17 protein-coding genes and 2 tRNA genes are annotated in these 22,738 nt (G+C 43.5%); 11 read left to right on the top strand and 8 right to left on the bottom strand.

What is annotated here, in order from left to right; genetic code table 11:
- Positions 1-38 precede the first annotated feature (38 nt).
- The 6 genes from WOA13_RS04940 to WOA13_RS04915 all read left to right on the top strand — a co-directional run bounded on the left by WOA13_RS04940 (position 39) and on the right by WOA13_RS04915 (position 4,733).
- Positions 39-1,382 carry an RNase J family beta-CASP ribonuclease gene (locus tag WOA13_RS04940; protein WP_342126835.1) on the top strand — a complete coding sequence of 448 codons (1,344 nt, stop codon included), beginning with the start codon at positions 39-41 and terminating at the stop codon, positions 1,380-1,382.
- A gap of 31 nt (positions 1,383-1,413) precedes the next feature.
- On the top strand, positions 1,414-2,382 hold the full coding sequence (locus tag WOA13_RS04935; RefSeq protein ID WP_048204794.1) for a polyprenyl synthetase family protein: 969 nt from the start codon (positions 1,414-1,416) through the stop codon (positions 2,380-2,382).
- Between the two features lie 204 nt (positions 2,383-2,586).
- Positions 2,587-3,612, top strand: coding sequence for an AmmeMemoRadiSam system radical SAM enzyme (amrS, locus tag WOA13_RS04930; protein WP_342126834.1), 1,026 nt, complete (start codon positions 2,587-2,589; stop codon positions 3,610-3,612).
- 146 nt (positions 3,613-3,758) lie between these two features.
- Positions 3,759-3,831 (top strand) — tRNA-Asn (locus WOA13_RS04925).
- A gap of 21 nt (positions 3,832-3,852) precedes the next feature.
- Positions 3,853-3,927: transfer RNA gene (locus WOA13_RS04920), tRNA-Ile, on the top strand.
- Between the two features lie 101 nt (positions 3,928-4,028).
- Positions 4,029-4,733, top strand: a complete 705-nt coding sequence (locus tag WOA13_RS04915; RefSeq protein ID WP_342126833.1) for a phosphoribosyltransferase — start codon at positions 4,029-4,031, stop codon at positions 4,731-4,733.
- Between the two features lie 146 nt (positions 4,734-4,879).
- Here WOA13_RS04915 and WOA13_RS04910 read toward each other — a convergent pair whose 3' ends face one another.
- The 4 genes from WOA13_RS04910 to WOA13_RS04895 all read right to left on the bottom strand — a co-directional run bounded on the left by WOA13_RS04910 (position 4,880) and on the right by WOA13_RS04895 (position 12,843).
- Positions 4,880-11,047, bottom strand: a complete 6,168-nt coding sequence (locus WOA13_RS04910; protein ID WP_342126832.1) for a cobaltochelatase subunit CobN — start codon at positions 11,045-11,047, stop codon at positions 4,880-4,882.
- A gap of 139 nt (positions 11,048-11,186) precedes the next feature.
- Complete coding sequence (locus WOA13_RS04905) at positions 11,187-11,546, bottom strand: DUF2149 domain-containing protein (protein ID WP_048204663.1); 360 nt, start codon at positions 11,544-11,546, stop codon at positions 11,187-11,189.
- Positions 11,543-12,166 carry a MotA/TolQ/ExbB proton channel family protein gene (locus WOA13_RS04900; RefSeq protein WP_342126831.1) on the bottom strand — a complete coding sequence of 208 codons (624 nt, stop codon included), beginning with the start codon at positions 12,164-12,166 and terminating at the stop codon, positions 11,543-11,545. Before WOA13_RS04900 ends, WOA13_RS04905 begins: the two co-directional genes overlap by 4 nt.
- A gap of 2 nt (positions 12,167-12,168) precedes the next feature.
- The gene (locus WOA13_RS04895; RefSeq protein ID WP_342126830.1) at positions 12,169-12,843 is read right to left on the bottom strand and encodes a DUF2162 domain-containing protein; all 675 of its coding nucleotides are present in this window, start codon (positions 12,841-12,843) and stop codon (positions 12,169-12,171) included.
- A gap of 476 nt (positions 12,844-13,319) precedes the next feature.
- On the opposite strand from WOA13_RS04895, the gene WOA13_RS04890 reads away from it, so the two are divergent.
- The gene (locus WOA13_RS04890; protein WP_342126829.1) at positions 13,320-13,649 is read left to right on the top strand and encodes an ArsR/SmtB family transcription factor; all 330 of its coding nucleotides are present in this window, start codon (positions 13,320-13,322) and stop codon (positions 13,647-13,649) included.
- A gap of 199 nt (positions 13,650-13,848) precedes the next feature.
- Here the strand turns inward: WOA13_RS04890 and WOA13_RS04885 are convergent, their stop codons facing one another.
- Positions 13,849-14,979, bottom strand: coding sequence for a UDP-N-acetylglucosamine--N-acetylmuramyl-(pentapeptide) pyrophosphoryl-undecaprenol N-acetylglucosamine transferase (locus WOA13_RS04885; protein ID WP_342126828.1), 1,131 nt, complete (start codon positions 14,977-14,979; stop codon positions 13,849-13,851).
- A gap of 103 nt (positions 14,980-15,082) precedes the next feature.
- Positions 15,083-15,613, bottom strand: a complete 531-nt coding sequence (locus tag WOA13_RS04880) for a diacylglycerol/polyprenol kinase family protein (protein WP_342126827.1) — start codon at positions 15,611-15,613, stop codon at positions 15,083-15,085.
- 285 nt (positions 15,614-15,898) lie between these two features.
- Here WOA13_RS04880 and WOA13_RS04875 point away from each other — a divergent pair, with 285 nt between their 5' ends.
- The 4 genes from WOA13_RS04875 to WOA13_RS04860 all read left to right on the top strand — a co-directional run bounded on the left by WOA13_RS04875 (position 15,899) and on the right by WOA13_RS04860 (position 19,886).
- Positions 15,899-16,936, top strand: a complete 1,038-nt coding sequence (locus tag WOA13_RS04875) for a lysylphosphatidylglycerol synthase transmembrane domain-containing protein (RefSeq protein ID WP_342126826.1) — start codon at positions 15,899-15,901, stop codon at positions 16,934-16,936.
- A gap of 69 nt (positions 16,937-17,005) precedes the next feature.
- Positions 17,006-17,398 (top strand): DUF2209 domain-containing protein, encoded by a 393-nt coding sequence (locus tag WOA13_RS04870; RefSeq protein WP_342126825.1) that lies wholly within the window; start codon positions 17,006-17,008, stop codon positions 17,396-17,398.
- Positions 17,399-17,485: 87 nt separating this feature from the next.
- Positions 17,486-18,730 (top strand): GTPase HflX, encoded by a 1,245-nt coding sequence (hflX, locus tag WOA13_RS04865; protein WP_342126824.1) that lies wholly within the window; start codon positions 17,486-17,488, stop codon positions 18,728-18,730.
- A gap of 478 nt (positions 18,731-19,208) precedes the next feature.
- The gene (locus WOA13_RS04860) at positions 19,209-19,886 is read left to right on the top strand and encodes a PHP domain-containing protein (protein WP_342126823.1); all 678 of its coding nucleotides are present in this window, start codon (positions 19,209-19,211) and stop codon (positions 19,884-19,886) included.
- A 74-nt stretch (positions 19,887-19,960) separates the two neighbouring features.
- On the opposite strand, the gene WOA13_RS04855 is transcribed toward WOA13_RS04860, so the two are convergent.
- On the bottom strand, positions 19,961-20,980 hold the full coding sequence (locus tag WOA13_RS04855) for an AI-2E family transporter (RefSeq protein WP_342126822.1): 1,020 nt from the start codon (positions 20,978-20,980) through the stop codon (positions 19,961-19,963).
- Positions 20,981-21,147: 167 nt separating this feature from the next.
- On the bottom strand, positions 21,148-22,665 hold the full coding sequence (locus tag WOA13_RS04850) for a sensor histidine kinase (RefSeq protein ID WP_342126821.1): 1,518 nt from the start codon (positions 22,663-22,665) through the stop codon (positions 21,148-21,150).
- Between the last annotated feature and the right edge of the window lie 73 nt (positions 22,666-22,738).

The raw sequence follows: 22,738 nt of genomic DNA, 5'->3' as shown, positions 1-22,738 counted from the left end.
TTTGTATAGAAAGTAACCAGAAATTATTGGAGGTAAATATGACAGATATTGGAATAATAGCAGTTGGCGGATATAATGAAATGGGCCGCAACATGACTGCTATAAGGGTTGACGAGGACATCATTATCGTAGATATGGGTCTGAGATTGGACAGGGTCCAGATCCATGAGGATGTGGAAATTGATAAGATGCATTCCCTCGAGCTGATCGAGATGGGTGCGATTCCTGATGATACGATCATGAAGCAGGTCAACGGTAATGTTGCTGCTATCGTTTGTACACACGGTCACCTTGACCACATCGGTGCGATCTCAAAGCTTGCACACAGGTACACCGCACCTATCATCGGAACACCATACACTGCTGCTCTTGTTAAACAGCAGATCGAATCCGAGCGTAAGTTCGGTGTAAAGAACAGGATTATCCCTGTTGAGGCAGGCGGAATCTACCAGGTCAACGATGAAGTGTCAATTGAACTTATTCGTGTCCAGCACAGTATCATTGATGCTGTTTTTGTAGCAGTCCACACACCTGCAGGTGCTATTCTCTATGCCTGCGATTTCAAGCTTGACCGTACACCTACACTGGGTGAGCAGCCGGACTTTGACAGGCTCAGGGAGCTTGGACAGGAAGGCGTCATCTGCATGATGGTGGAGAGTACCAATGCAAAACGTGCTGGAAAGACACCTTCTGAGAGGATCGCTCACGACATGCTTCGTGATGTACTTCTTGGCACGGAGGAATCTGACGTTGGTATGATCGTAACGACCTTCGCTTCCCACATAGCTCGTATTAACTCGATCATCCAGTTCGCTGAAGAGATGGGCCGTATTCCTGTATTGATGGGTCGTTCCATGGACAAGTATGTAGTAACTGCAAAGGAAATGGGATACATTGATTTCCCTGATAATGTAGAGATCTACGGTAAGAGGAAGGATATCGATAAGGCGTTCAAGAAGATCATGAAAGAAGGGAAGGAAAAATACCTGCCTATTGTAACAGGACATCAGGGTGAGCCCGGTGCTATTCTTTCACGAGTTGCAAAGGGTGATACTCCTTATGAGATTGAGTCCGGTGACCGCATTATCTTCTCTGCAAACGTGATCCCAAGTCCGATGACACAGGCAAACCGCTATTCTCTGGAGACCAAGATCCGAATGAGGGGTGGCCGTATCTATGACAACGTCCACGTTTCAGGACACGCATACCGTGAGGATCACTGGGAGCTTCTCAGGTTGATCAATCCGGAACATGTAATTCCTGCGCATGGTAACATCGAGATGCACAGTGCCTATATTGAGATGGCAGAAGATGCTGGCTACATACTGGGCGATACCGTACACCTGTTAAGGAACGGTGAAGAATTATATATTGAAGAATGATCATTTGAATTATAACATGGTCGTGGTTAGTATGGATCTTATGGATGAAATAAAAAAACGAAGTGTGCATGTCGATAAGGGTATAGGGGAAATGCTCCCGATCGAGCATCCTGAAGAGCTTTACAGAGCATCAAGATACTTGCCGGATGCAGGTGGGAAACGCCTCCGTCCTGCAGTCCTTATGCTTGCTACTGAGGCTGTGGGTGGCGATCCAATGTCAGTTGTTCCGGCAGCAGTAGCTCTGGAACTTGTCCACAATTTCACCCTTGTGCATGACGACATAATGGATAATGATGATGTAAGGCGCGGAATGCCTGCAGTCCATGTAAAATGGGGCAGTGCAGGTGCTATCCTTGCAGGAGATACTCTCTATTCCAGGGCTTTTGAGATCATCTCATCTATGGAGAAGGACCCTGAAAGCATACTGAAGTGTGTCGCTCTTCTTTCAAAGACATGCACGGAGATATGTGAAGGACAGTGGATGGATGTTGATTTCGAGACACAGGAGACTGTCACAGAAGAGGAATACCTTGAGATGGTCGAGAAGAAAACATCCGTACTCTATGGTGCAGCAGCAAAGGTCGGTGCCCTGCTCGGCGGAGCTTCCGATGAAGTTGCAGATGCGCTTTATGAGTTTGGTCGTCTTGTAGGTATCAGTTTCCAGATACAGGATGATGTTATCGATATGGTGACTCCTGAGGAGATCCTTGGCAAGGTCCGTGGAAGTGACCTGATAGAAGGCAAGAGAACACTGATAGCTATTCATGCTCTTAATCATGGTGTTGAGCTTGATATCTTCGGAAAAGGCGAGGCTGTCACACCGGAACAGATCGACGAGGCAGTTGCCATACTTGAGAAGTCCGGATCTATCGGCTATGCTCAGGAACTTTCTGCATCCTATCTTGAAGAAGGTAAGAAGATGCTTGATATTCTCGAAGACTCCGAAGCAAAGGATACCCTGCTCGCTGTAGCAGACTACATGGTAACAAGGAACTACTGATACTGTTCCTTTACCTTCTTTTCTTTTTGTTTTGTTTTTTATTTTCACCATCAGCAATTGAAGGTGATTATTTTTTTGATGATTTTTTTAGTTTTACTCCGAATTTGTTCTGCTACTGTTCTCTACGAATTCGTTTGTTTCTCTTTGTCTATTTCAAAGAAGGGTTTTTAAGCATACATGATAATGTTGTCTTGGGGAATGCTGATGCTTAAAGAAGCGATGTTCTATGAAAAGCTGGATGAGGGGAAGGTACAATGCAACCTATGCAACCACAGGTGCAAGATAGCTAAGGGCAAGACGGGTATCTGTGGGGTACGAGAGAACCGGGATGGTACACTTTATTCACTGATCTACAATACTGTTTCTAGTGAGGCTGTGGATCCTATCGAAAAAAAGCCCCTGTTCCATTTCAATCCGGGATCAAAGGCATATTCCCTGGGTACTATAGGATGCAATTTCAGGTGTAAGCACTGCCAGAACTGGACGATCTCGCAGGTAAAGCTGGATGAGGCCATGTCTGTGGAGATCACTCCCGAGGAGGCTGTTTCCAGAGCCCTTGCAACAGGTTGCAGGTCGATCGCATGGACCTACAATGAGCCCACTATCTGGTATGAGTACACCTATGATTCTGCAAAGCTTGCAAAAGAAGCAGGACTTGATACTGTATATGTCACCAACGGCTTCATAACTCCGGAAGCTTTGAAGCACATCTCACCATACCTTGATGCCTTCAGGGTGGATATCAAGGCTTTTACAGAGGACTTCTACAGGAAGGTTGCCAGTGCCAGGCTGGCACCTGTGCTGGAATCCGCGAAACTGGCAAAGGAGCTGGGGATGCATGTGGAGGTCATAAATCTCATAATTCCCACACTGAACGATTCCGAGGATGAGCTACGGCAGTTGTCCACCTGGGTATATGAGAATCTGGGGGCTGATACTCCTATACACTTTACCCGCTTCCAGCCTCATTACAAGATGAAACACCTGCCTCCTACACCAGTTGAAACAATTGAAATGGCTCACGACATTGCAAAGGATGTGGGTTTGAAATATGTTTATGTCGGAAATGTGTTCGGGCACAAGTATGAGAGCACATATTGTCCTTCATGCGGGGAGTTGTTGATAGGGCGTGGAATCTTTGATGTGAATGAGTACAATATAACTTCGGAGAACAAGTGCCGCAATTGCGGGGAGCCTATCAATATATATGGTGGATTTGGTGGCCTTTGATGGCTATTTTTTTGTCTTTTCAAGGCCAAAAATCACTACTTTTTCTTCAATTTCCCCTTTGTCGCAGACCTTTTTGGGATTTCGAACAAAAGGTTTAAAACCCATAAGTGCATTAGGAGGATTCGTGCGTCGAAGCACAATCAAGTGCCGCTATAACTCAGTTGGTAGAGTGTCTGGCTGTTAACCAGAATGTCACAGGTTCGAGCCCTGTTGGCGGCGTATTCTACTTACTTTTTTTGAGGGCCTATAGCTTAGTCAGGTTAGAGCGCCCGGCTCATAACCGGGCGATCACCGGTTCAAATCCGGTTAGGCCCATCTCAACTTATTCTTGTGATTACTATCTGAAAATACTATTTTATATTAGTGAGATCTGATATTAGTAACATTTTTACAGAATGCAAACCAATTTTACATTTATGGTAGCTGTAAGCGGATATCCACCTGCTGATCGCACCTCTTTTAAATGCGACCTGATGAGCTTTAAGGAATCATATAACCTTGCTAAGATCCTTGCCAGAAAAATAAAGGATTCCGGCAATTTGCCTGATATGATCATTGCTATCGGCAGGGGTGGATATGTACCTGCCCGGTTAATATGTGATTTTCTCCTTTTTGATAACCTGACAACAATAAAGATCGAGCACTACAAGGGGGCCGCAGATATTCAGGAGATGGCAACGCTCAGGTTCCCGCTTTCTGTTGATATAAGTAGCAAAAAGATCCTTGTTGTGGATGATGTTACAGACACGGGTAAAACACTAAGAGTTGCTGTGGAATACCTGGAATCTCTTAAACCGGCAGAGATCAAGACTGCAGTTCTCCAGCACAAGATCTGTTCCGATTTCGTGCCGGACTATTATGCAAAAAAGATTGTTAAATGGCGCTGGATAATTTACCCATGGGCCGCTTACGAAGATCTTGCAGGTTTTGCCGAAAACATAATTGGTGAGAGGACTTTGACAACCCGACAGATCTGCAACGAGTTTGATTCCCGTTACACTATCTCCTTAAAACAATCGAATCTGACAGAAATACTCGAAGACCTTAATGCAAGGGGAAGTATAGATCACATTTATGGTGATGAAGATGCATTGTGGAGAAAAGTGAACCTCGTGAAGTAAACTGCAGATATGTGTATTTTAGTTATATCTGATCTGTATTAGTAGATTATTAAGGATATTTGTCCGCAACCGTGCGGTTAGAATACATTTAATAAAAAAAGAAAAAAGCACTTCGACAACAGTGCCGAAGTGTCATATAACCTGCCTTATATTCTCTGTTTCCTGAAGCCAATCGTTATTACAGCAACTGCTAAAATAACCAACACGCTTCCTAAGATATCAGCACCTGAGAAGGATGTAGAGGATGCTTGCTCCTCATTATTGATGGATTCCTTCGTCATCTCATATCCTTCGACATAGTTATCTGGTGTATTTTGTGTTACTTCTGCTACCTGATCAGTTGTTGTACCGTAACCTGCATCACTTACAGAGGTTTGGTTGTTCGTGGATTCAACGATAGTAGGTGTTACAGTACCACTGCTACTATGGCTGCTGGATGTGGAAACAGCTGTCTCTCTATGTGTTGCTTCTTTCATCAATCGGTTGTACTCATCCATGGTATCCTTGTCTATGACTCCGGGTACAGACATGATTCCCTGAACATAGGAATCAAGTGTTGGGTTTCCACAGGTGTGATGGCAGCATGTAACACCATCCTGCACAACAGATTCAACGTATTCTTTCACAAGGTTCTGGACGACCTCATCTGAGGCATCCCAGTAGCCCTTGCGTACAGCTTCAAGCATTCTGGCATCCATGGACTGACTGGCCCATGGATTCTCCTCCTGGAACCATTCATCCAGGCCGAGGTCGTACTTGTCCATAACATAGACATCATAGAACTCTTTCCACATGTCGTCAGTGATCTCATCAGGCAGTGTAACTCCCAATCCGAAGAAGTCTTCCAGAACACTGTCCATCTCGCTTGCTCCGGTGTAACCATGTTCCATCATACCTTCGATCCATTTTGGATTGAAGTACTTGGAACGAAGGTCCCTTGCAAGGAATTCACCCATTGTCTCTACGAAGGCTTCGTCTGGATTCTTGAGATTTGCGATATACATCTCAGGAGTATCTCCTGATACGTTCCTCACAGCCATTCCAAATCCACCGAAGAACTCATATACATGGTCAAAGACCACACTACCACTTCCACGGTTGTCATTGCCACTGCGGCTGAACATCACAGCATCTGTTTCGGAAAGTGCCTGTCTAAAAACATCTCCGTCACAATTGCCCCATATGTCGTCACCATATGCATAGCTCATGGAGTCGATGTAGAGATTGGCAAGTTTACTCTCATCCTCCCAGGTACCACTGGCACTTACGGCCTCTCTGAATCCACCAGCTCCCCAGCTACCTTCGTCGGGACCGAATACTCTGCACATTGAAAGTTGCCTTGCCTCTTCTTCTGAATAGTTGCCTGTGGCCATCAATGCCTCATAGATCAGATCGGAATTATCGCTGACGTAGTTTGGATATGTGGAACTGTTTTCCATGGCTGCCAGACGTGCACCTCTGTCCATTAGCTCAACCTGCCATTTCCAGTTATCGCGGTAGATACCGGTCATTGTGATAACAGCATCTATCCTGGGTCTGCCAAGTTCGTCCTCAGGAATGATCTCCACATCGATAACATTGCCTGAAGAATCCCATACAGGTCGAACTCCCATCATGTAAAGGATCTCGGATTCCATGACACCCTTATGCCTCATTGACTCACCGGACCACAGTACAAAACCGACCTTTTTCGGATACGGTTCTTCGTGATTTGCAGCCCATTCCTCCAGGAATGCATCCACAAGGACCTGTCCGGCATCCCATGCTTCCTCTGTTGGAACCAGACTCGGATTGAATGCGAAGAAGTTCTTTCCGGTAGGTAGGACATCCGGACTTCTCACAGGGTCATCTCCAAGGGCAGGTGGGATGTATTTTCCATCAAGGGCATCAAGCATGCTCTGGATCTCCAGATCCTTGCATGCCTTTATGTTCTCAGCGTACAGGAGGGCAAGGTTCAGATCATCTACAACCTGCATCTGCTCATCAGAAAGACGCTGTATTAAGACAACATTACATTCTGGTTCTTCAACACTAGTCTCAATTGAATATGTTTTACCAGAAACCTGTCCAAGTAAAGACATTAGATCCTGTGCATCACCACTTACGTCCGTATTCATATTGATATCCTGGTTGAGATCGCCTCCTTCCTGTATTGTGACTTCCTCTGTTGCAATATACCAGTAATCTCCATATTTGCTTACACTATGGTATAATGCAGTTACATCATATGTTCCATCGGTTAGGTTTTGGAATGCGTACTTGTTTGTTGAACTATTGGTGTAAACTTCCAGAATATTATTGTTCTTCTGAAGCATCACTATAGCATCATTTGCTGCACGTGGCGATCCCATTGGGCTATATGTGATATTTCCTGATATTATACCTAATCCCGTTTCTTTGGAAACCGGGGGGTTGTTTTCTAACAGTTCAATAACATATTCAAGTTCTGCATTTGTTGTACCTGTCGCATTCTTTGTAAGGTTTAATCTTACATCGGAGAGCGCCTCGCCGTTTTCGATTGTAATGTATTCTTTTCCGCTCAGCCAGCCATCTCCAGTTTGTGTAAATGCGTAGAGCGTGTATTTTCCATCTTTTATTATAGAGAAATCATACTCTCCGGCTTCATCGGATGTTGTATTCGCTACGAATTTCCCTGACGAATAGGTGATATTGAACCGATCAGTTAAGAGACAAAGTGGATCAGTACCATTTACCAGAACATCGTTTAAGAGCTCATCAAGCCCGTCCGGGGAATGTGTTGGTTCCAGTTCATCCGGATCCTCGAAGAGATTTGAAGCCGCAACATGCTCCTTAAACTCCGGGCCAAGCATTGATTTTACCATGGCCATTTGCCCTTCCGAATCCATCTGCTCTCCAAGGACATGCATTCCATAGGGTATGTACTCACTTGCAAGTTCATGCAAATAGTCATGTACCGAACCGGTCAGCACGAAATTATCAAACTCTGTGTCATTCATATTCTTCAGGTCATCTGCAGATACATTGAATTCCTGTTCGAAATTCAACTCATCGTATATCTCTATAATCGAATTCCTGTATGCCTTTACCATGGCATCTTCTTCTTCTGTCTCGTAATAGTGCATCTTGTCATGCAGAAGTGTGAGATTGCCGTACAGACCTGCGCTGACAATAGCAGGTGTTGAGTGATCCACCATTACAGCATTACCTCTTCTCTTAGCCATAATTCCTTCCCCAATACCTCCTACGTCATAGAGATACACCACAGGCATATCCTGTATCAGGATTGCAGGCCAGCAGGTCTTAACAGAAAGGCTTGTACCCTTGCCCTGCAGCCATTCCTGAGTTCCATGGCGTCCGAAGTGGACAATGGAATCAGCATCGAAGTCATTATCCAGCCAGAGATAGAATGCAATATAGTGGTGGGAGGGAGGTATTGTCTGGTCATGGTAAAGGGTAGTATCGTTCTGTGAGAAACCTCTTGCAGGCTGAGGAAGAACAAGGACATTTCCGGCTTCGATCTTCGGGAAGACAAAGTATTTTCCACTCTCGTTCTCATAGACCATTGCATTTCCTGGAGCTTCACCCCATGTATCAAGTACACTTTGTCTTGCCTCAGGTTCAATCTCGTTGTTGAACCATTCCATGTAGGTTTCCACAGGCAATAGCTCGACATCATAGTTCTCGACCATGTATTCAAGTTCACCGGGAGCCCATACTCCAATGTTCCTTCCCTGCTGAAGTACAGTTTCCAGGAATTCGGAGTCGTTAAGCTGTGATCCGCCAAGGTCGTATCCGTATTCGTTCATGGCATTCAGGAAGTTCGGAATACTTGGGACCACATCAAGGTTGCTTGCTACAAGTGCCGACTGCTTTCCATGGGCATAGTAGATGACAGCAACTTTCTTGTCCTCATTGTCGGTATGCTGCAAGTCCATCCAGCTTACTGTTCTGTCGACCATCCACTCCACCTGATAGTCAATGGGTTTGAGTACCCTGGCACCCAGAGCTTCATCGTATTCCTGGCCTCCAACGACTATGGACTCGATCTCACCACCGATCTCCATGATCGGGATCTGGTACTGGAACCAGCAGTCCTGGCCTGTACTGGAGTTCTCCCACTCTTCAATAGTGCCTTGATAGATGATTCCGTTGATGACCGGAACATTTGCTTCCTCCAGATATTCTGTGTTCTTCACAGCAGAGGACATGATCCATACACCTTTTCCAAGGTCGATGAAAGCATCTGTCTTCCATTCGTCGTCAATAGTGAAGAAGCGGTAGGCTTTATCCGAATAAATGACATCTGGCCTGTAGGCCGGGATGGCGTTGATTCCCCTGGACTCAAGTTCAATTATAACGCTCTCTATAACCGCGTTACAGATACTTTCATCCCCAGCGGTGAAGAAAGTGATGCCCACTGTGTAATTATCCGGGTTATACACATGGTGGGTTCCAGTGTCTTCTCTATACCATTCTAAATAAGATTCCAGATCATCGAAGACCATTCTTGCATCAGGGTGATAGATCCCGACCTCCGGCATTATAGCTGGTTCTTCGATCTCTATTGTACCATCATATTCACTGAATGGTCTTGAAAGGTCAACTACTGAAAGATATGTGATCAGGCGAATGACATTTCCATCATATTCCTCATCCCAGTAATCAGCAATATATGGGTGTTCTGTATGATTTACTGTCCCTACTCCATAGTTCCAGTCAACGACCTGTGCTTCAGGTTTCTTGTTTTCCATCATTTCAACTATCTGTGGTTTCAGATTTGATCCAAGGAAAGTCATTCCACCTTTTCGTGATATGAATATGATGTCATACAGACCTGTATCAATACTATCATTGAATGGGCTGTAAAGGTTGTCAACCTCATTCATGCGGTAGCTACCATAGACATCGACATTGTGCATACCCATTTCTATAGCTGATTCTTTTACCCAGCATGTTTCTTCTGCACCAATGATCAGGAACAGAATCTTCTTGTCTTTATACATCTCCGGAAGTTTTGAGGTGATGTAATCCCTCTTTACCTCAGTACCTGTGCCATCAGGAGTTGTTATTGTAAGTGATACATCATAACTTCCCACACTACCATAAGTGTGGATAGGGTTCTGTACAGTTGAGTTAGTACCATCTCCAAAGTCCCAGAACCATGATGTAGCATCTACTGATTCATCTGTGAACTGAACTGTAAGGGGGGAATCACCGGAAGTTGTATTTGCAGAATAGTTAGTAATTGGATGTGATGTTGATGGGTCTGATATTTCAGATGAATGTTTCAAGAGAGTAACAGTTACATCAGAAATACTCTGTATAGGGCCTCCCATAGGTGTTGAAAGTGTCTTTCCTGATATGGAAGCTCTTTCCAATAATGAGAGTATTGGCTCCTGTGCTCCAGGTTCAGCAAATCCAAGGGTCAAATTAGCATTGACAATGTTCTGCCCATTCTCGATGATAACCTCTGATTCGTCCATAAACCATTGGCCCATTCCAGGAACATATGTCAAGGCAACAAGCTGGTAATTTCCATTTGGAACATCGCTAAATAAATAATCTCCATTGACGTCACTGGTTGTGTTTGCTACCAATTCAGATTCGGTTTTAAGCACAACAGTTACATCAGAAATACTCTGTATAGGGCCTCCCATAGGTGTTGAAAGTGTCTTTCCTGATATGGAAGCTCTTTCCAATAATGAAAGTATTGGTTCCTGTGCTCCAGGTTCAGCAAATCCAAGGGTCAAATTAGCATTGACAATGTTCTGCCCATTTTCGATGATAACATCTAATTCGTCCATAAACCATTGGCCCATTCCAGGAACATATGTCAAGGCAACAAGCTGGTAATTTCCATTTGGAACATCGCTAAATAAATAATCTCCATTGACGTCACTGGTTGTGTTTGCTACCAATTCAGATTCGGTTTTAAGCACAACAGTTACATCAGAAATACTCTGTATGGGGCCTCCCATAGGTGTTGAAAGTGTCTTTCCTGATATGGAAGCTCTTTCCAATAATGAGAGTATTGGCTCCTGTGCTCCAGGTTCAGCAAATCCAAGGGTCAAATTAGCATTGACAATGTTCTGCCCATTCTCGATGATAACCTCTGATTCGTCCATAAACCATTGGCCCATACCAGGAACATATGTCAAGGCAACAAGCTGGTAATTTCCATTTGGAACATCGCTAAATGAGTAATCTCCATTAACATCACTGGTTGTGTTTGCTACCAGTTCCATGTTAAATTCTTCTGCCGATACCACTGGTACGAGTACCAGCATAAGCAATACACTTAATATCAATAATCCATGTTTTACATTTCGCATGTTATCCACCCGATAATGTGCAAGGCATCCCGGAACATTGCTTGGAGGCTGGCTCCGGGATGTCTCAATCTTTCATTATCCACACATTTTAATTTAATTCAAAAATTCTATTTATTGTTACCACACACTCTTGAAAGGATCAGGTGCTCGTTTCGTTCCCTGAATCAGGAACGTAAACAACTCGACCATCAGCCAGCTGGTAGGCCGTACCCAGTGCTTCACCGGTACCACCACCGATCTGCTCGGTCATGTTCAGGACTTCAATGTCCTGCCCTTCCTTGACGATAATTTTCATGTTCTCCTGACCAGGATTCTTTACGATAGTTATGTCTTCAGTAGGACTGAGCAACTCAGGTAACTGGTAAGACATCACAAGAGCTATCAATAGAGCTACTGAGAACACCATGGCAACATCAAAGAGATTGGCCACTCCGGTCAGAGGGTTCTGGTCCTCTTCCTCGTAGAGAATTCCTGTTCGATGATACCGTTTCCGTCTCATTCTCCGATCTCCATGGAATCAACGAGATAGTCGATGTCAGCCATATCCTGCCAGTACCAGCGTTTTCTGATCAAAGTGAGTACGTACCCCACAATACCTGCAAAAAGACCAAGTACGGTTGTAGCAAAGGCAATCATCAGGTTGTTGGCAAGCTGGAGGATGTCACCCTGTGCAAGACCGATGAGTGCTGGACCCAGTGGAATTAAAGTACCCATTAGCCCAAGCATAGGGGCCACTGTGGACATTATCTTTGTTTGCTCCAGACGCTTTGTCATCCTGACCTCATATTCTTCTGAAAGCCAGTCGATGGAAGAGATCGCATTATTTTTCAGGTGCTCTGCAGCATCGTGTGCAAATGATGTGACAAGCTGGTTCTGGTCAATTTTCAGAAGATGTGATGCAGCATCGTCGTAGGAAGAATTCTTTACATTCTCCTGAACGCTTCTGCCTATATGTTCCAGCTCTTTGACGTTTCGGTGACGTTTTGCATATTCGGAGATGAACTCACCGATCAAACCAAGCGATAACGCAATTGTCAGGATCAAAAGTATTACCACAGGATACAGCATAGCAGACGCAGCGGTATACATGATCTGGAACAAAGAAGAATCAATACCCATATTTAGTTACTCCTTATTTTTTCAAGAACAAATCCACCTGCAATGAATAGTGCAAAGACCACGAATGGAAGGATCTCCACAGGCGGTGCATGATAAGCAGGGATGTTCATCTGTTTTGTTTTAATGTAAGCAGGCACCAGGATAGCACCCATGAGGTAGTAGATACCAAGGATCATCATGATGTTACCAAGGGTCTCCGGAGTCTTGTTCAGTTTCTTGCATAAAAATGAGGTTGCAACCACAGAAACAAAGAACACAACACCCACGAGGAATCCGATCCAGAGCCCACTCATCTCAAGGGATGTTGCCAGGAGCATGCAGGATATGAAAAGTGCTGTCAGACAGACCGGACACGGAAGGGAGATCACGAGGAATGTGCGATGTGAAACATCACAGCCACAGTTCCACTGCTTCTGTGTGTAGATACCTGCTCCGATGAGAAGCAAAGCAACCAGAACGTGCAGGGACATTCCCATGCTTGCGATAAGGTCAAGGTTTGACTGGTCCACATATCCTATGAGACTACCGATTATTATTGACAGGACGAAATAGCTTCCTGCAAGCGCAAGGATCTGTTTTGTGCTGCGATTGGAAAAACCACATCCAATTCCGGTCTTAACACCAAATAAAAGAATGGCTATCAGTATTCCCACCACAGTGAGAAGTACCATATTCATTCTCAAGCACCTCTTGCAGATCTTAAACTTTTGTTTAAAATGTATGTTATTAGCAACACTTCTACCACCCAAATTAATAGTTTTTTAAATTAAATCAAACATTTTTCCAATTTCGTAGATTTAGACAAGTTTACTTTAGAAAAGCAAATAAAATCGATATTATATATACATACCTATTCTCTTTGAATCATATACGTAATTATTTATAACTCATAAATATGTATTATAGCTAATTTATAAGCTCTTTATAGGTCATCTTTGAGTATTTGCCATCTACTTAATGAGTAATAAGAAGATAATCGATCTAGGAAGTGGATGGTGTATAGAATACGGTTAGAATGTTTACAGAAAAAATTATTGACTTAAAACTGATTGAACAGATTACATGAAATTATGTTCAACACAAAAGATATTTCACTTCTGATACCATAATGAAAACATCATTTACATAATACTACTTCCAGTTGGTGCATTATATGATAATTCCTGAACCTATCGAAAACGAAGTGAAGTTGCTTGGGGGAGCAGAAGGCATTGCACTGAGAATTGCAGATGATGAGAAGATTGGCAAACAGAGTAGCATACATCATGCATTATCTTCCTCTATCCGATTGAAGATACTCAACCTTTTATTGGTGCAGCCACTGTGCGTATGTCTGATAAAGGCGATAACAAAGATGCCTGATTCTAAGCTTTCCTACCATCTTTCGATTCTTGTGGAGAGCGGACTTATTCGTCGTGAGAAAAGTGGCAACTGGATAATCTATCATCCAACAGAAGAGGGGAATAAGTATAAAGTGGAGTAATGAATACCGCCACATCTTGTAAAGTTTTCTTGATTTAGATTAAAATATTATATAATGACCTTTCAGAAACCAACAATTTATAATTGTAACATCATTCTCGATAGAACTTAAGTCGATTGTTTTACCCCTTGATTGTCATTCTATTATTGTTACAATCAAATTATTAATCATATAATAACGTCCAAATAAATTGCTAATTTCACTCCTTATATTTTGATTCCAGCATCCCCGTGATGGCAGACGGTCCGCTAAGTTCGTTGGAGAGCTCTTGCAGTTCCCTGCTCTTCTCCACAAGCTTACCTTCATTTGTGATCTCATGGATGTGTTCAAGGAGCTTTTCAGGGGATATTGAATAGTCCATTCTCTTCCCGCATCCGTCCTCTTCCAGTGCAGTTGCATTGTTCTGTTGTTCGTTGTGATCGATGTCCGGGAATGAGAGCATAGGGATGCCAAAAGAGAGCGCTTCCATCATCGTACTATGGCCCCCGGGTGCGATGACAAGGTCGGAACTTTTGATGTATGGGAACTGGTCCTCAATGAATTTTAGTATTGTTACGTTTTCCGGGAGGTCGGTAAAGTCCTCGGGATCGACACTGGGGCCTGACAGGAGAGTGTAACTGATCGTTGTGTCCAGCTTTGCTGTTTCGATCACCTTCCTGAATATTGGTTCGCGATATCCGAAACCACCGACTGTGGATAGCACATGGGGTCTGTTAAGTTCTGCCCCGGTGACCTCTTCATACTTTTTCCCTACAAGAGGGCCACTGTAGAATATGGCATCTTCCAGGTCTTCCTCAAGTTCAAGGTTCATGCGGCAGATCGTATACGGCATTGGATAGTCCGGTATTATGATCCCATCTACTCTCCGGAATATTGCATTGTAGAATGATTTTGTAAATCTGCCAATGGCTTTCATGAAAGGTCCTTTGTTGTAGAAGAATTCCTCCATATTGGACTGGTTCATCATCAGGTGTACAGGCTTCTTCCTGAACATTGCAGCAATGGTGGCAGTGTAATGGCTGTCTGATACTACCACCTGAGGATCGAACTCTTTCAGTTGCCGGTTGATCTTCAGGATACCTAGCAGCTCTCCGCTTTTCATGGTGGCCAGAATAGATGCTTTAAGGTCAAGACTGCCTGCATTACCCACAAGCTGTATCTCGGGAGGTATCTCTATGGTTGTCAGCCCTTTTCTGTCGATAAGTTCCCTGGAATATCCATAGGCACCAATTAGCACATCATGGCCTGCTTCCTTCATCTGTTGGGCAAGCGGAATGCAGCGGCTGGTGTGACCCAGTCCTTCTCCGCATACGAAGAGCATTATTTTCATAGCAATTTCCTTTTCCTGAACTCATCTTTTATTTAGATAAATCTCTATTTTATTCAGTCTAATTAACTTTATTCTTTTTCATTTGAGGCTGTCATCTATCTAATCAAAACGAAGAATATGCGATCAGAATGAGATATCCGGCAAGACCTGAAAATAGAGGTATCATTAGGTTATCGTCCAGTTTGTATGTCAGGGTTTCAACTATTGTGGCTGCTAAAGCCATTGTTAAAGCTACTATCCAGTTTGAGAGGAACAGGTAGCCAATGCCCAGATTCACCAGGAACTCGGAAAGTACTCCTTCCCATGCCCTGTCAGGCAGGCCTTTTATCCAGTTTTTGCCATAGCTTATTCCTATAAGGGCAGCTGCACTATCTCCGAAAGTTGTCATTAATATTGCTGCAGATGCAACCTCCTTTGGAAACACGCTTATGACGATGATACTTCCGATCAGGAATTGTATATTTCCACTCAGTTTGTTCTTTTCCTTTGAACGGTAAAGTTTCCAGAAGATCGGAATTTTAATTTCTTTTTCCACCCGGAAATATTCTATTACAAGGAAACAGCAAAGCACCAGTGTCAAAAGATCAAGTGTGAGCTCTTTTCCAGAATAGTAGTATATTATGACAATAAGCAAAGATACAAAATGTATGCTTTTTCTGAAAAATTCTTTAAAGAAGACAGATCTTTGTATATTCGATAGCATTCTGTTGTTCCTTTAGTTCAGGTTTTATCCAATACGGTTTTGTTTCTCATCACGAGCAAATATTATTGATCAAGCTCACACCAAATATTTATCGTAAGTATATGTTCTTTGTCTATATATTTGTTCAATCCTGTCTAACCAAAACAAATCAATTATATGTGACTACGAATATATCATGTAGCATTATTTCGACTCAAATGTCGTGCTATTATAGGAATGATATATGTGAACAATTTAAGAAAATGGCTCTCAATTTCACTTCTCATAAGTGCTATTTCCATTGTTCTTGTCATGCTCTATACGATAGATCCCCAGACACTGGACCTTATCCATAATATCAGGCCGGAGTTCCTGCTGGCTGCAGTTTTCCTGCACCTGAGCTCCTTCATATTCTGGGGCCTGCGCACAAGGTCTATGTGTGGTTCACTTGGTTTTAAGGTAGGTATCTTAAGGTCGATCGAGATAGTAACATCAAGTACTTTCCTTGCATCCGTTACTCCTTCATCAATAGGGGGGGAACCACTGAGGATACATCTTCTCAACCAGGACGATGTCCCTGTTGGGAACGCTACAGCTGTCGTACTTGGGGAAAGGTTGCTTGACGGTATCCTGATAATGATAGCAGCTCCCATAGCATTGCACCTGTTCCGAAGGGCGATATCGATTTCCGGTCTGGACATAGTGATAATGGCCGGTGAACTGGGCCTGGTATTTGTGTTTATGATGGTCCTATATGCGGTATGGCATCCCCATCAGACCAGGAAAACGCTTAAGTCCCTGCTTCATCGGATCGCAGGCCTCCTGGGTAAAGGGGAGGATCCCCGTCTGGACAGGGTCATGGGGAAACTGGATATGATCATCGAGGACTTCCACTATAGCATGGCATTCTTTGTAACCAAAGGGCATAAAGGACTGCTATTTGGAAGTATCTACACCATCCTCTTCTGGCTTGTCGAGTTTGCCATGGTTCCTGTGATCCTCATGGGGTTGAATCAGCCGCCATCGATCCTGATCTCCTTTGCTGCCCAGGTGCTGCTCATGATCCTTCTGGTAATTCCGTTAACTCCGGGTTCAAGCGGTGTTGCAGAGCTTGGTGCAACTTCCCTGTTCTCGGTATTCGTTCCGGCTTATATGGTTGGGATCGTTGTCGTGGCATGGCGTGTCTTCACGCTTTACATGAACCTTATTGTAGGCGGATTTGTGAGCTTTAAAATACTAAAGGACACAGATTATATCCGAAACATGATGAAATGAGCCTACCGGTTACTGATAATAACGGGAAGCGATATTTGAATTAACGATAATACTTATGCGAGTAATAGAATGTTTCCAATAATAGCCGTTGATATCTCAGGTCGTCACAGGATAGGACAGGGTTACTACATGGTCTGTGCTGCTGTTGCGGTCGATGTGTCTGCAAGTCATATCGAATCAGTATCCCAGATCGCCATCAAACCGTTCCTGACCGCTTCACCACCCGGTGTTGCTGATGTTGTCAGTATCATCGAAACAACTGTCGCTGAGATCAAGTATCCAGGCACCATCATAGTGGAGCACGGAGATCTTTACAACCAGCCGGAGTGGCTTTCACAGAAAATGTTCTCTCGTGAGTTCAAGTATCAGGAATCCCTGAGTGAAAGGCTGGCTATAGAATTTGCCCACCATGTATCCCTGAGTTCGAGAAATCTTCTTATGAAGGAATTGGGTATTGATTGATTGATTGATTGTCCAATTGTTCGTTCGGCTCCTTTATTGAATGGATGCCGGATCACCTGTCTTTATTGTCCGTTACAAGGTTGTAATATGAGAAAAGCCATTGTTGTCCAGCGTAATGACCCGAATGCCGATGAGGCTGAGAATGAGCGAAAGCTGGCAGAACTTAAAGAGCTGGCACATGCTTCCGATTATACTGTAGTTGGATCAATGATACAATCACGTTATCCTGACAGGAAGTACCAGATAGGCCGTGGAAAGGTGGACGAGCTTGCAGAGCTTGTGGAAGCCCTGGAGGCTGAGAAGGTTATCTTTAACAACCAGCTTTCAACTACCCAGATCTATAATATTTCCGAAACCTGCAAGTGTGAAGTGATGGACAGGTTCCAGCTCATCCTTGAGATATTTGCTGCACGGGCTACCACCAGACGTGCAAAACTGCAGGTGGAGCTTGCAAAATTACAATATGAGCTTCCTAAGGCGAAATCCATTGTTTCCCTGCTCAAGAAGGAAGAGCGACCGGGGTTTATGGGTCTTGGGGGTTATGAGGATTCCTATGAGCAGGACATAAAGAAAAGGATAGTCAGGATCAGGACCGAGCTCATGCACTCCTGCAAGGGAAGCGAATCCCTTCGGACCTTCAGGCATGAGAGGGGTTTTTCTCTTGTGGCACTGGCAGGATATACGAATGCAGGTAAAAGTACCCTTTTCCAGTTGCTTGTGAAAGAGGGGACAATAGTGGAGGACATGCTCTTTACCACACTGTCCCCTACAACACGTTCTCTTACGATCAACCAGCGCAAGGTCCTCCTGACAGACACTGTTGGGTTTATTGAGGATCTCCCGCACTGGATGGTGGACGCTTTCAGGTCAACCCTTGATGAGATCTTCCTGGCCGATGTTATCCTTCTTGTGGTTGACATGAGCGATCCTGTTGATGTCATCAGACAAAAGCTGGCGGTAAGTCATGATATATTCTGGAAGAGGACCGGAGGTGCTGCGATAGTCACAGCTCTCAATAAGACCGATCTGCTACCAGATGAGGAACTGCAGGAGAAACTGGATGCTATTAGTTACCTTGCTCCGAATCCGGTGATGATCTCCGCAGTGTCGGGTCAGGGCATTGATGAACTTAAGCAGCTTCTGTACAAAAAATTGCCTAAATGGGGACATTCGCATATTTCCATTCCCATGTCCGAAGAAGGCATGTCTGTGGTCTCATGGCTTTATGATGAAGGAATAGTTCATTCTATCGAATACGGTGACTCTATCATTATGGAAATAGAGGCACGAAATGAGATCATTCAAAAAGTAAAACAATTCGAAATCTCCTGAATAATATTAAATAAAATCTTATATTCGTTCGTAATAATGCGAAATGTTTATAAACGTTGTAACCGTTTGTATATTTGCGAACGGGTTTTCTTAATAAATCCTCTTAAGCACTACACCATAAATCCCCAATGTATTCGACTTGATTCACCCCGTTCGCATTTTTGCTATTTATCCTTTATTTTTTTGTTCATTATGGAAAACTATGCAAAACATTCGTCATGTCTTTTGAATAATATTTACGAACGTTTAATATTCGTTCGTATTTATGCGAAAAGTTTATATGTGTTCGAAACGTTTGTATAATTGCGAACGGGTTTCTTCATACATCCCCTAAGTACTACACCACAAATCCCCTATGTAATCGACTTGATTCATCCCGTTCGCTTTTTTACATTTATCCTCCTATTTTTTCTTTTTTGATTAATTATGCAAAGCATTCCTCAAAAACTTTATAACAGGAGAGCACTGCATTCTCTATATGCGTATTGATCTTCACGTTCATTCCTGCTTTTCAAAAGATAGCAATGCCAGCTTAGACTCCATTCTTGAACATGCAAAGAAGAATGGTCTGGATGGGATTGCTATATGTGATCACGATACACGTGAGGGGGGCCTTGCATGTGTTAAAAGGGCAAAGGAACTGGGTTCTGATATTATTGTGATCCCGGGTATAGAAGTTACTTCTTCTAAAGGTCATATCCTTGTACTTGATCCCGATGGGGACATTGAATCGGGTATGACTCCTGAGAAGACCATAGAGCGTGCAAGGGAACTTGGTGCAGTTGTGATAATTCCCCATCCTTTCAAGATCACCTCGCATGGTATTGGCTATGTTGAAGGGCTCGATGCTGATGCTGTGGAGGTGCTTAACTCCAGGTGTGTTACAGGAGGTGCCAACAACAAGGCAAAAAGAGTAACCGGGGAACTTGGTATGCCACAGGTGGGTGGCAGTGATGCACACGAAGTGAAGATGGTAGGCTGCTCCTATACTGAGGTTGATGCTTCAGAAAGGACCCCTGAAGCCGTGCTTCAGGCCATACGTGATGGGAAGGTAACTTTCGGAGGCCACAGAACTCCTGTTTCCTATGTTTTAAAACAGGTGATAGTTGGTAGGATCAAAAAGGCTAAGCTTGCTTTAGGGATCCGGACCGGATAATTTCAGATCTAAATACTTTAACATCATGGCTTTTACTGATCCCTGATCTCAAAATAAGTTCATATCTGGGCAGGTCATTCCTGAAGATATTCCTCATTGAACATTTTCAATATCAGAAGGAATGTTGATATCAGGAGTGGCCCAACAATAATACCGATGATGCCGAAAAGGTAGATTCCTGTAAATATTCCAAGAAGGGACACGAATGGGTGCATGGCCCCTACTTTTTTCTGGATGAAAGGTCTGAGGAGATTATCGATGTTGCTGATGATAAGTCCCATTATGAAGATCGCAACGGCTGCAACGTAATTCTTCAATGCTATCTGTATAATGGTGGCAGGTATCCATATGATGGGTGAGCCTATCAACGGGACAAATGACAGTACTGCAGTGGCAACTCCCCAGAGTGTTGCACCTTCTATGCCTACTGCATAGAACGTCAGGCCTAATAGTGATCCCTGAAGGACTGCTATAAGCAATGTGGCAATAAGGGTGGATTGTATTACGTTCTTGAGCTCGCTCAGAATCTTGTCTGTGTTCCTGTTGTTAAATGGGACGTATTCCTTAATCTTTGTATCAAAACCAGTGTTCGTGGATGTGAATAGGTAGTATAGCAAAAAGAACATTATGATGAGGGATATGACGTATCCACCGATGTTCTGTAGTGCTGATAGGAGATATCCGCTCAGATATGAACCTGCAGTTGAAACCACGTTGATGAGTTTATCCTGAATTTCCAGGTCTGGCAGAACTTCATCCAGATATTCTATGTTCTCTATGATCTCAACATAGCTGATATTGGCTATTATGCTGTTTATCACACCTCCAAGTTCTCCGACAATGGATACGAACAGGAAGTAAAGTGGTATAAATACAACTATCAATGAAAGCAGCATCACAGTAATTGCAGATACATCCTTTCGAAGTTTAAATCGTTCTGTAAGCAGGCAATAAACCGGTTTGAAGATCACGTAAAGAATGAATGCCCCAAGAAAAGCATTGATGTAGGGTATCAGTGCGTAGCTTAACACAACTGCAAGTATGATTATGGCCAGGAGTGCTAAGATCATCTTTACAGATCGCTCTTTTCTCATCACAAGTCATCCTGTCTTATTATATTTATAGTGTTCGAAGCGAATGCATAAGAAGGCATGGGTTCAAAAGTTGTAATGATAGTATGGAAATGGTTAAAGCAATAGTATGACATGAAAATGTGGTCTGAAAATGTGCTGTAGCATGTTTATGGGGGTAAAAACGAGTATCATACAGGAAGCAGGACGGTAAACGTAGTGCCTGTTCCTTCTTCACTCTCGACAAAGATCTCTCCCATATGTGCTTCAATGATCTTTTTACAGATATGAAGTCCAACACCTGTGCCTCCATACTTTCTTCTGGTAGACCCGTCGGCCTGATAGAAGTTGCTGAATATGTTAGGCAGGATATCCTCCGGGATTCCTATCCCTGTATCCGTTATTTTGATTTCGACGGTGTCGTCATAGTGGGATGCTGAAACTGTGATCTTTCCTCCGGTTTGTGTGAACTTTATTGCGTTGTCGAGAAGGTGTGTGAACATCCTTTCCAGATGTTCCATATCTCCCAATATTGCAGGAAGGTTCTTTGGCACATTATTTTCGATCGTAAGTTCCTTCTTTTGCATATAAAGGGCACGATCTTCAATGATATCCTCGATGAGCCTTGCGGGGTAGAGTGGAATGATGTTATATTTTATCTCCTGGGAGCGCTCCCCGCTCACGTAGAGGAGTGAATCTATAAGGTGTCTTAGTCTCTCTGTATTCCTCAGGACTGTATCAAGAGCATTTTTCTGAGAATCGTTTATTGTTCCAAGTTGCTCTTCCATCAATAGTTCGCAGAAGCCTTTTATGGAGATCAGTGGCGTCCTTAGCTCATAATTAAGGTTTGTCAGGAACTGGTCCTTTATGTTGTCGAGCAATTTGAGTTCAGTGTTTGCCTCTTCCATTGCATTCTCTGCAAGCTTCCTTTCTGTGATATCATCACCGGAACTAATAGTTCCTACGATGTTCATATCATCATCACGGAGGATGACGTCATGCCAGAGTACCCATCTTTCTCCTCTGTTTCTGGTAACGATAGGTTTCTCTGAGAACTCCGGAGGTTCAATGACACCATTAATGACTCCTCTGTAGCCTTTTTTAATATCTTCCCTTATGTATTCAGGTACGAATATATCGAACCAGTTCTGTCCCATGACCTCTTCTTTTGAATAACCGAGGACATCACAGGCCTTCTGGTTTACGAGGGTTACCTTGAAGTTCCTGTCAACGACTCCTATGATCGAACCCGCGACATCAATATAGGTTTGAACCTCGTCTCTCTCTTTGACAAGTTCATCATGCAGATGGCGCATGCGTAGTAGTGAACGTACGCGTGTTGTAAGTTCAAGCTCATCAACAGGCTTTATGAGTATCTCATCTGCATTTTCCTTAATGGCCTTTGTCTTTTCTTCATTTTCAAAAAGGGATGTGACAACTATAACAGGGATCAGCTCATTGCTGAGCTTTCCTTTTATCGCTTTAAAGATTTTATCCCCTTCCATGTCGGGAAGGTCATTTCCAAGAAGGACAAGTTCAGGATCTTCGTTTTCCACTATGCTAAGGGCTTCATGACCTCTGGTGGCCCTGATAACATCGTAGTCCTCTGAAAGAACAAGACTCAGGCTTTCAACATCCTGGTCACTTGCTTCTACAACAAGGACCTTTGGTTTTGATCTTCCATTGTTTTCCTGAGCTTTTGATTTCATTAATACACCTGTATCCTTCCATCGGTGGGGTAGTATTACAGCAAATAAAAGTGTATAATATGATTGTTTTTGT

It is taken from the genome of Methanococcoides sp. LMO-2 (genome assembly GCF_038432375.1).
Lineage (GTDB): Archaea > Halobacteriota > Methanosarcinia > Methanosarcinales > Methanosarcinaceae > Methanococcoides > Methanococcoides cohabitans.
Note: the sequence above shows the minus strand (reverse complement) of the source record. Positions and strands in the feature narration are given on the sequence as shown.

Coding starts and splice junctions, on each gene's coding strand:
- WOA13_RS04940 (WP_342126835.1), top strand. CDS start 39: ATGACAGATATTGGAATAATAGCAGTTGGCGGATATAATGAAATGGGC.
- WOA13_RS04935 (WP_048204794.1), top strand. CDS start 1,414: ATGGATCTTATGGATGAAATAAAAAAACGAAGTGTGCATGTCGATAAG.
- amrS (WP_342126834.1), top strand. CDS start 2,587: ATGCTTAAAGAAGCGATGTTCTATGAAAAGCTGGATGAGGGGAAGGTA.
- WOA13_RS04915 (WP_342126833.1), top strand. CDS start 4,029: ATGGTAGCTGTAAGCGGATATCCACCTGCTGATCGCACCTCTTTTAAA.
- WOA13_RS04910 (WP_342126832.1), bottom strand. CDS start 11,047: ATGCGAAATGTAAAACATGGATTATTGATATTAAGTGTATTGCTTATG.
- WOA13_RS04905 (WP_048204663.1), bottom strand. CDS start 11,546: ATGAGACGGAAACGGTATCATCGAACAGGAATTCTCTACGAGGAAGAG.
- WOA13_RS04900 (WP_342126831.1), bottom strand. CDS start 12,166: ATGGGTATTGATTCTTCTTTGTTCCAGATCATGTATACCGCTGCGTCT.
- WOA13_RS04895 (WP_342126830.1), bottom strand. CDS start 12,843: ATGAATATGGTACTTCTCACTGTGGTGGGAATACTGATAGCCATTCTT.
- WOA13_RS04890 (WP_342126829.1), top strand. CDS start 13,320: ATGATAATTCCTGAACCTATCGAAAACGAAGTGAAGTTGCTTGGGGGA.
- WOA13_RS04885 (WP_342126828.1), bottom strand. CDS start 14,979: ATGAAAATAATGCTCTTCGTATGCGGAGAAGGACTGGGTCACACCAGC.
- WOA13_RS04875 (WP_342126826.1), top strand. CDS start 15,899: ATGATATATGTGAACAATTTAAGAAAATGGCTCTCAATTTCACTTCTC.
- WOA13_RS04870 (WP_342126825.1), top strand. CDS start 17,006: ATGTTTCCAATAATAGCCGTTGATATCTCAGGTCGTCACAGGATAGGA.
- hflX (WP_342126824.1), top strand. CDS start 17,486: ATGAGAAAAGCCATTGTTGTCCAGCGTAATGACCCGAATGCCGATGAG.
- WOA13_RS04860 (WP_342126823.1), top strand. CDS start 19,209: ATGCGTATTGATCTTCACGTTCATTCCTGCTTTTCAAAAGATAGCAAT.
- WOA13_RS04855 (WP_342126822.1), bottom strand. CDS start 20,980: ATGAGAAAAGAGCGATCTGTAAAGATGATCTTAGCACTCCTGGCCATA.
- WOA13_RS04850 (WP_342126821.1), bottom strand. CDS start 22,665: ATGAAATCAAAAGCTCAGGAAAACAATGGAAGATCAAAACCAAAGGTC.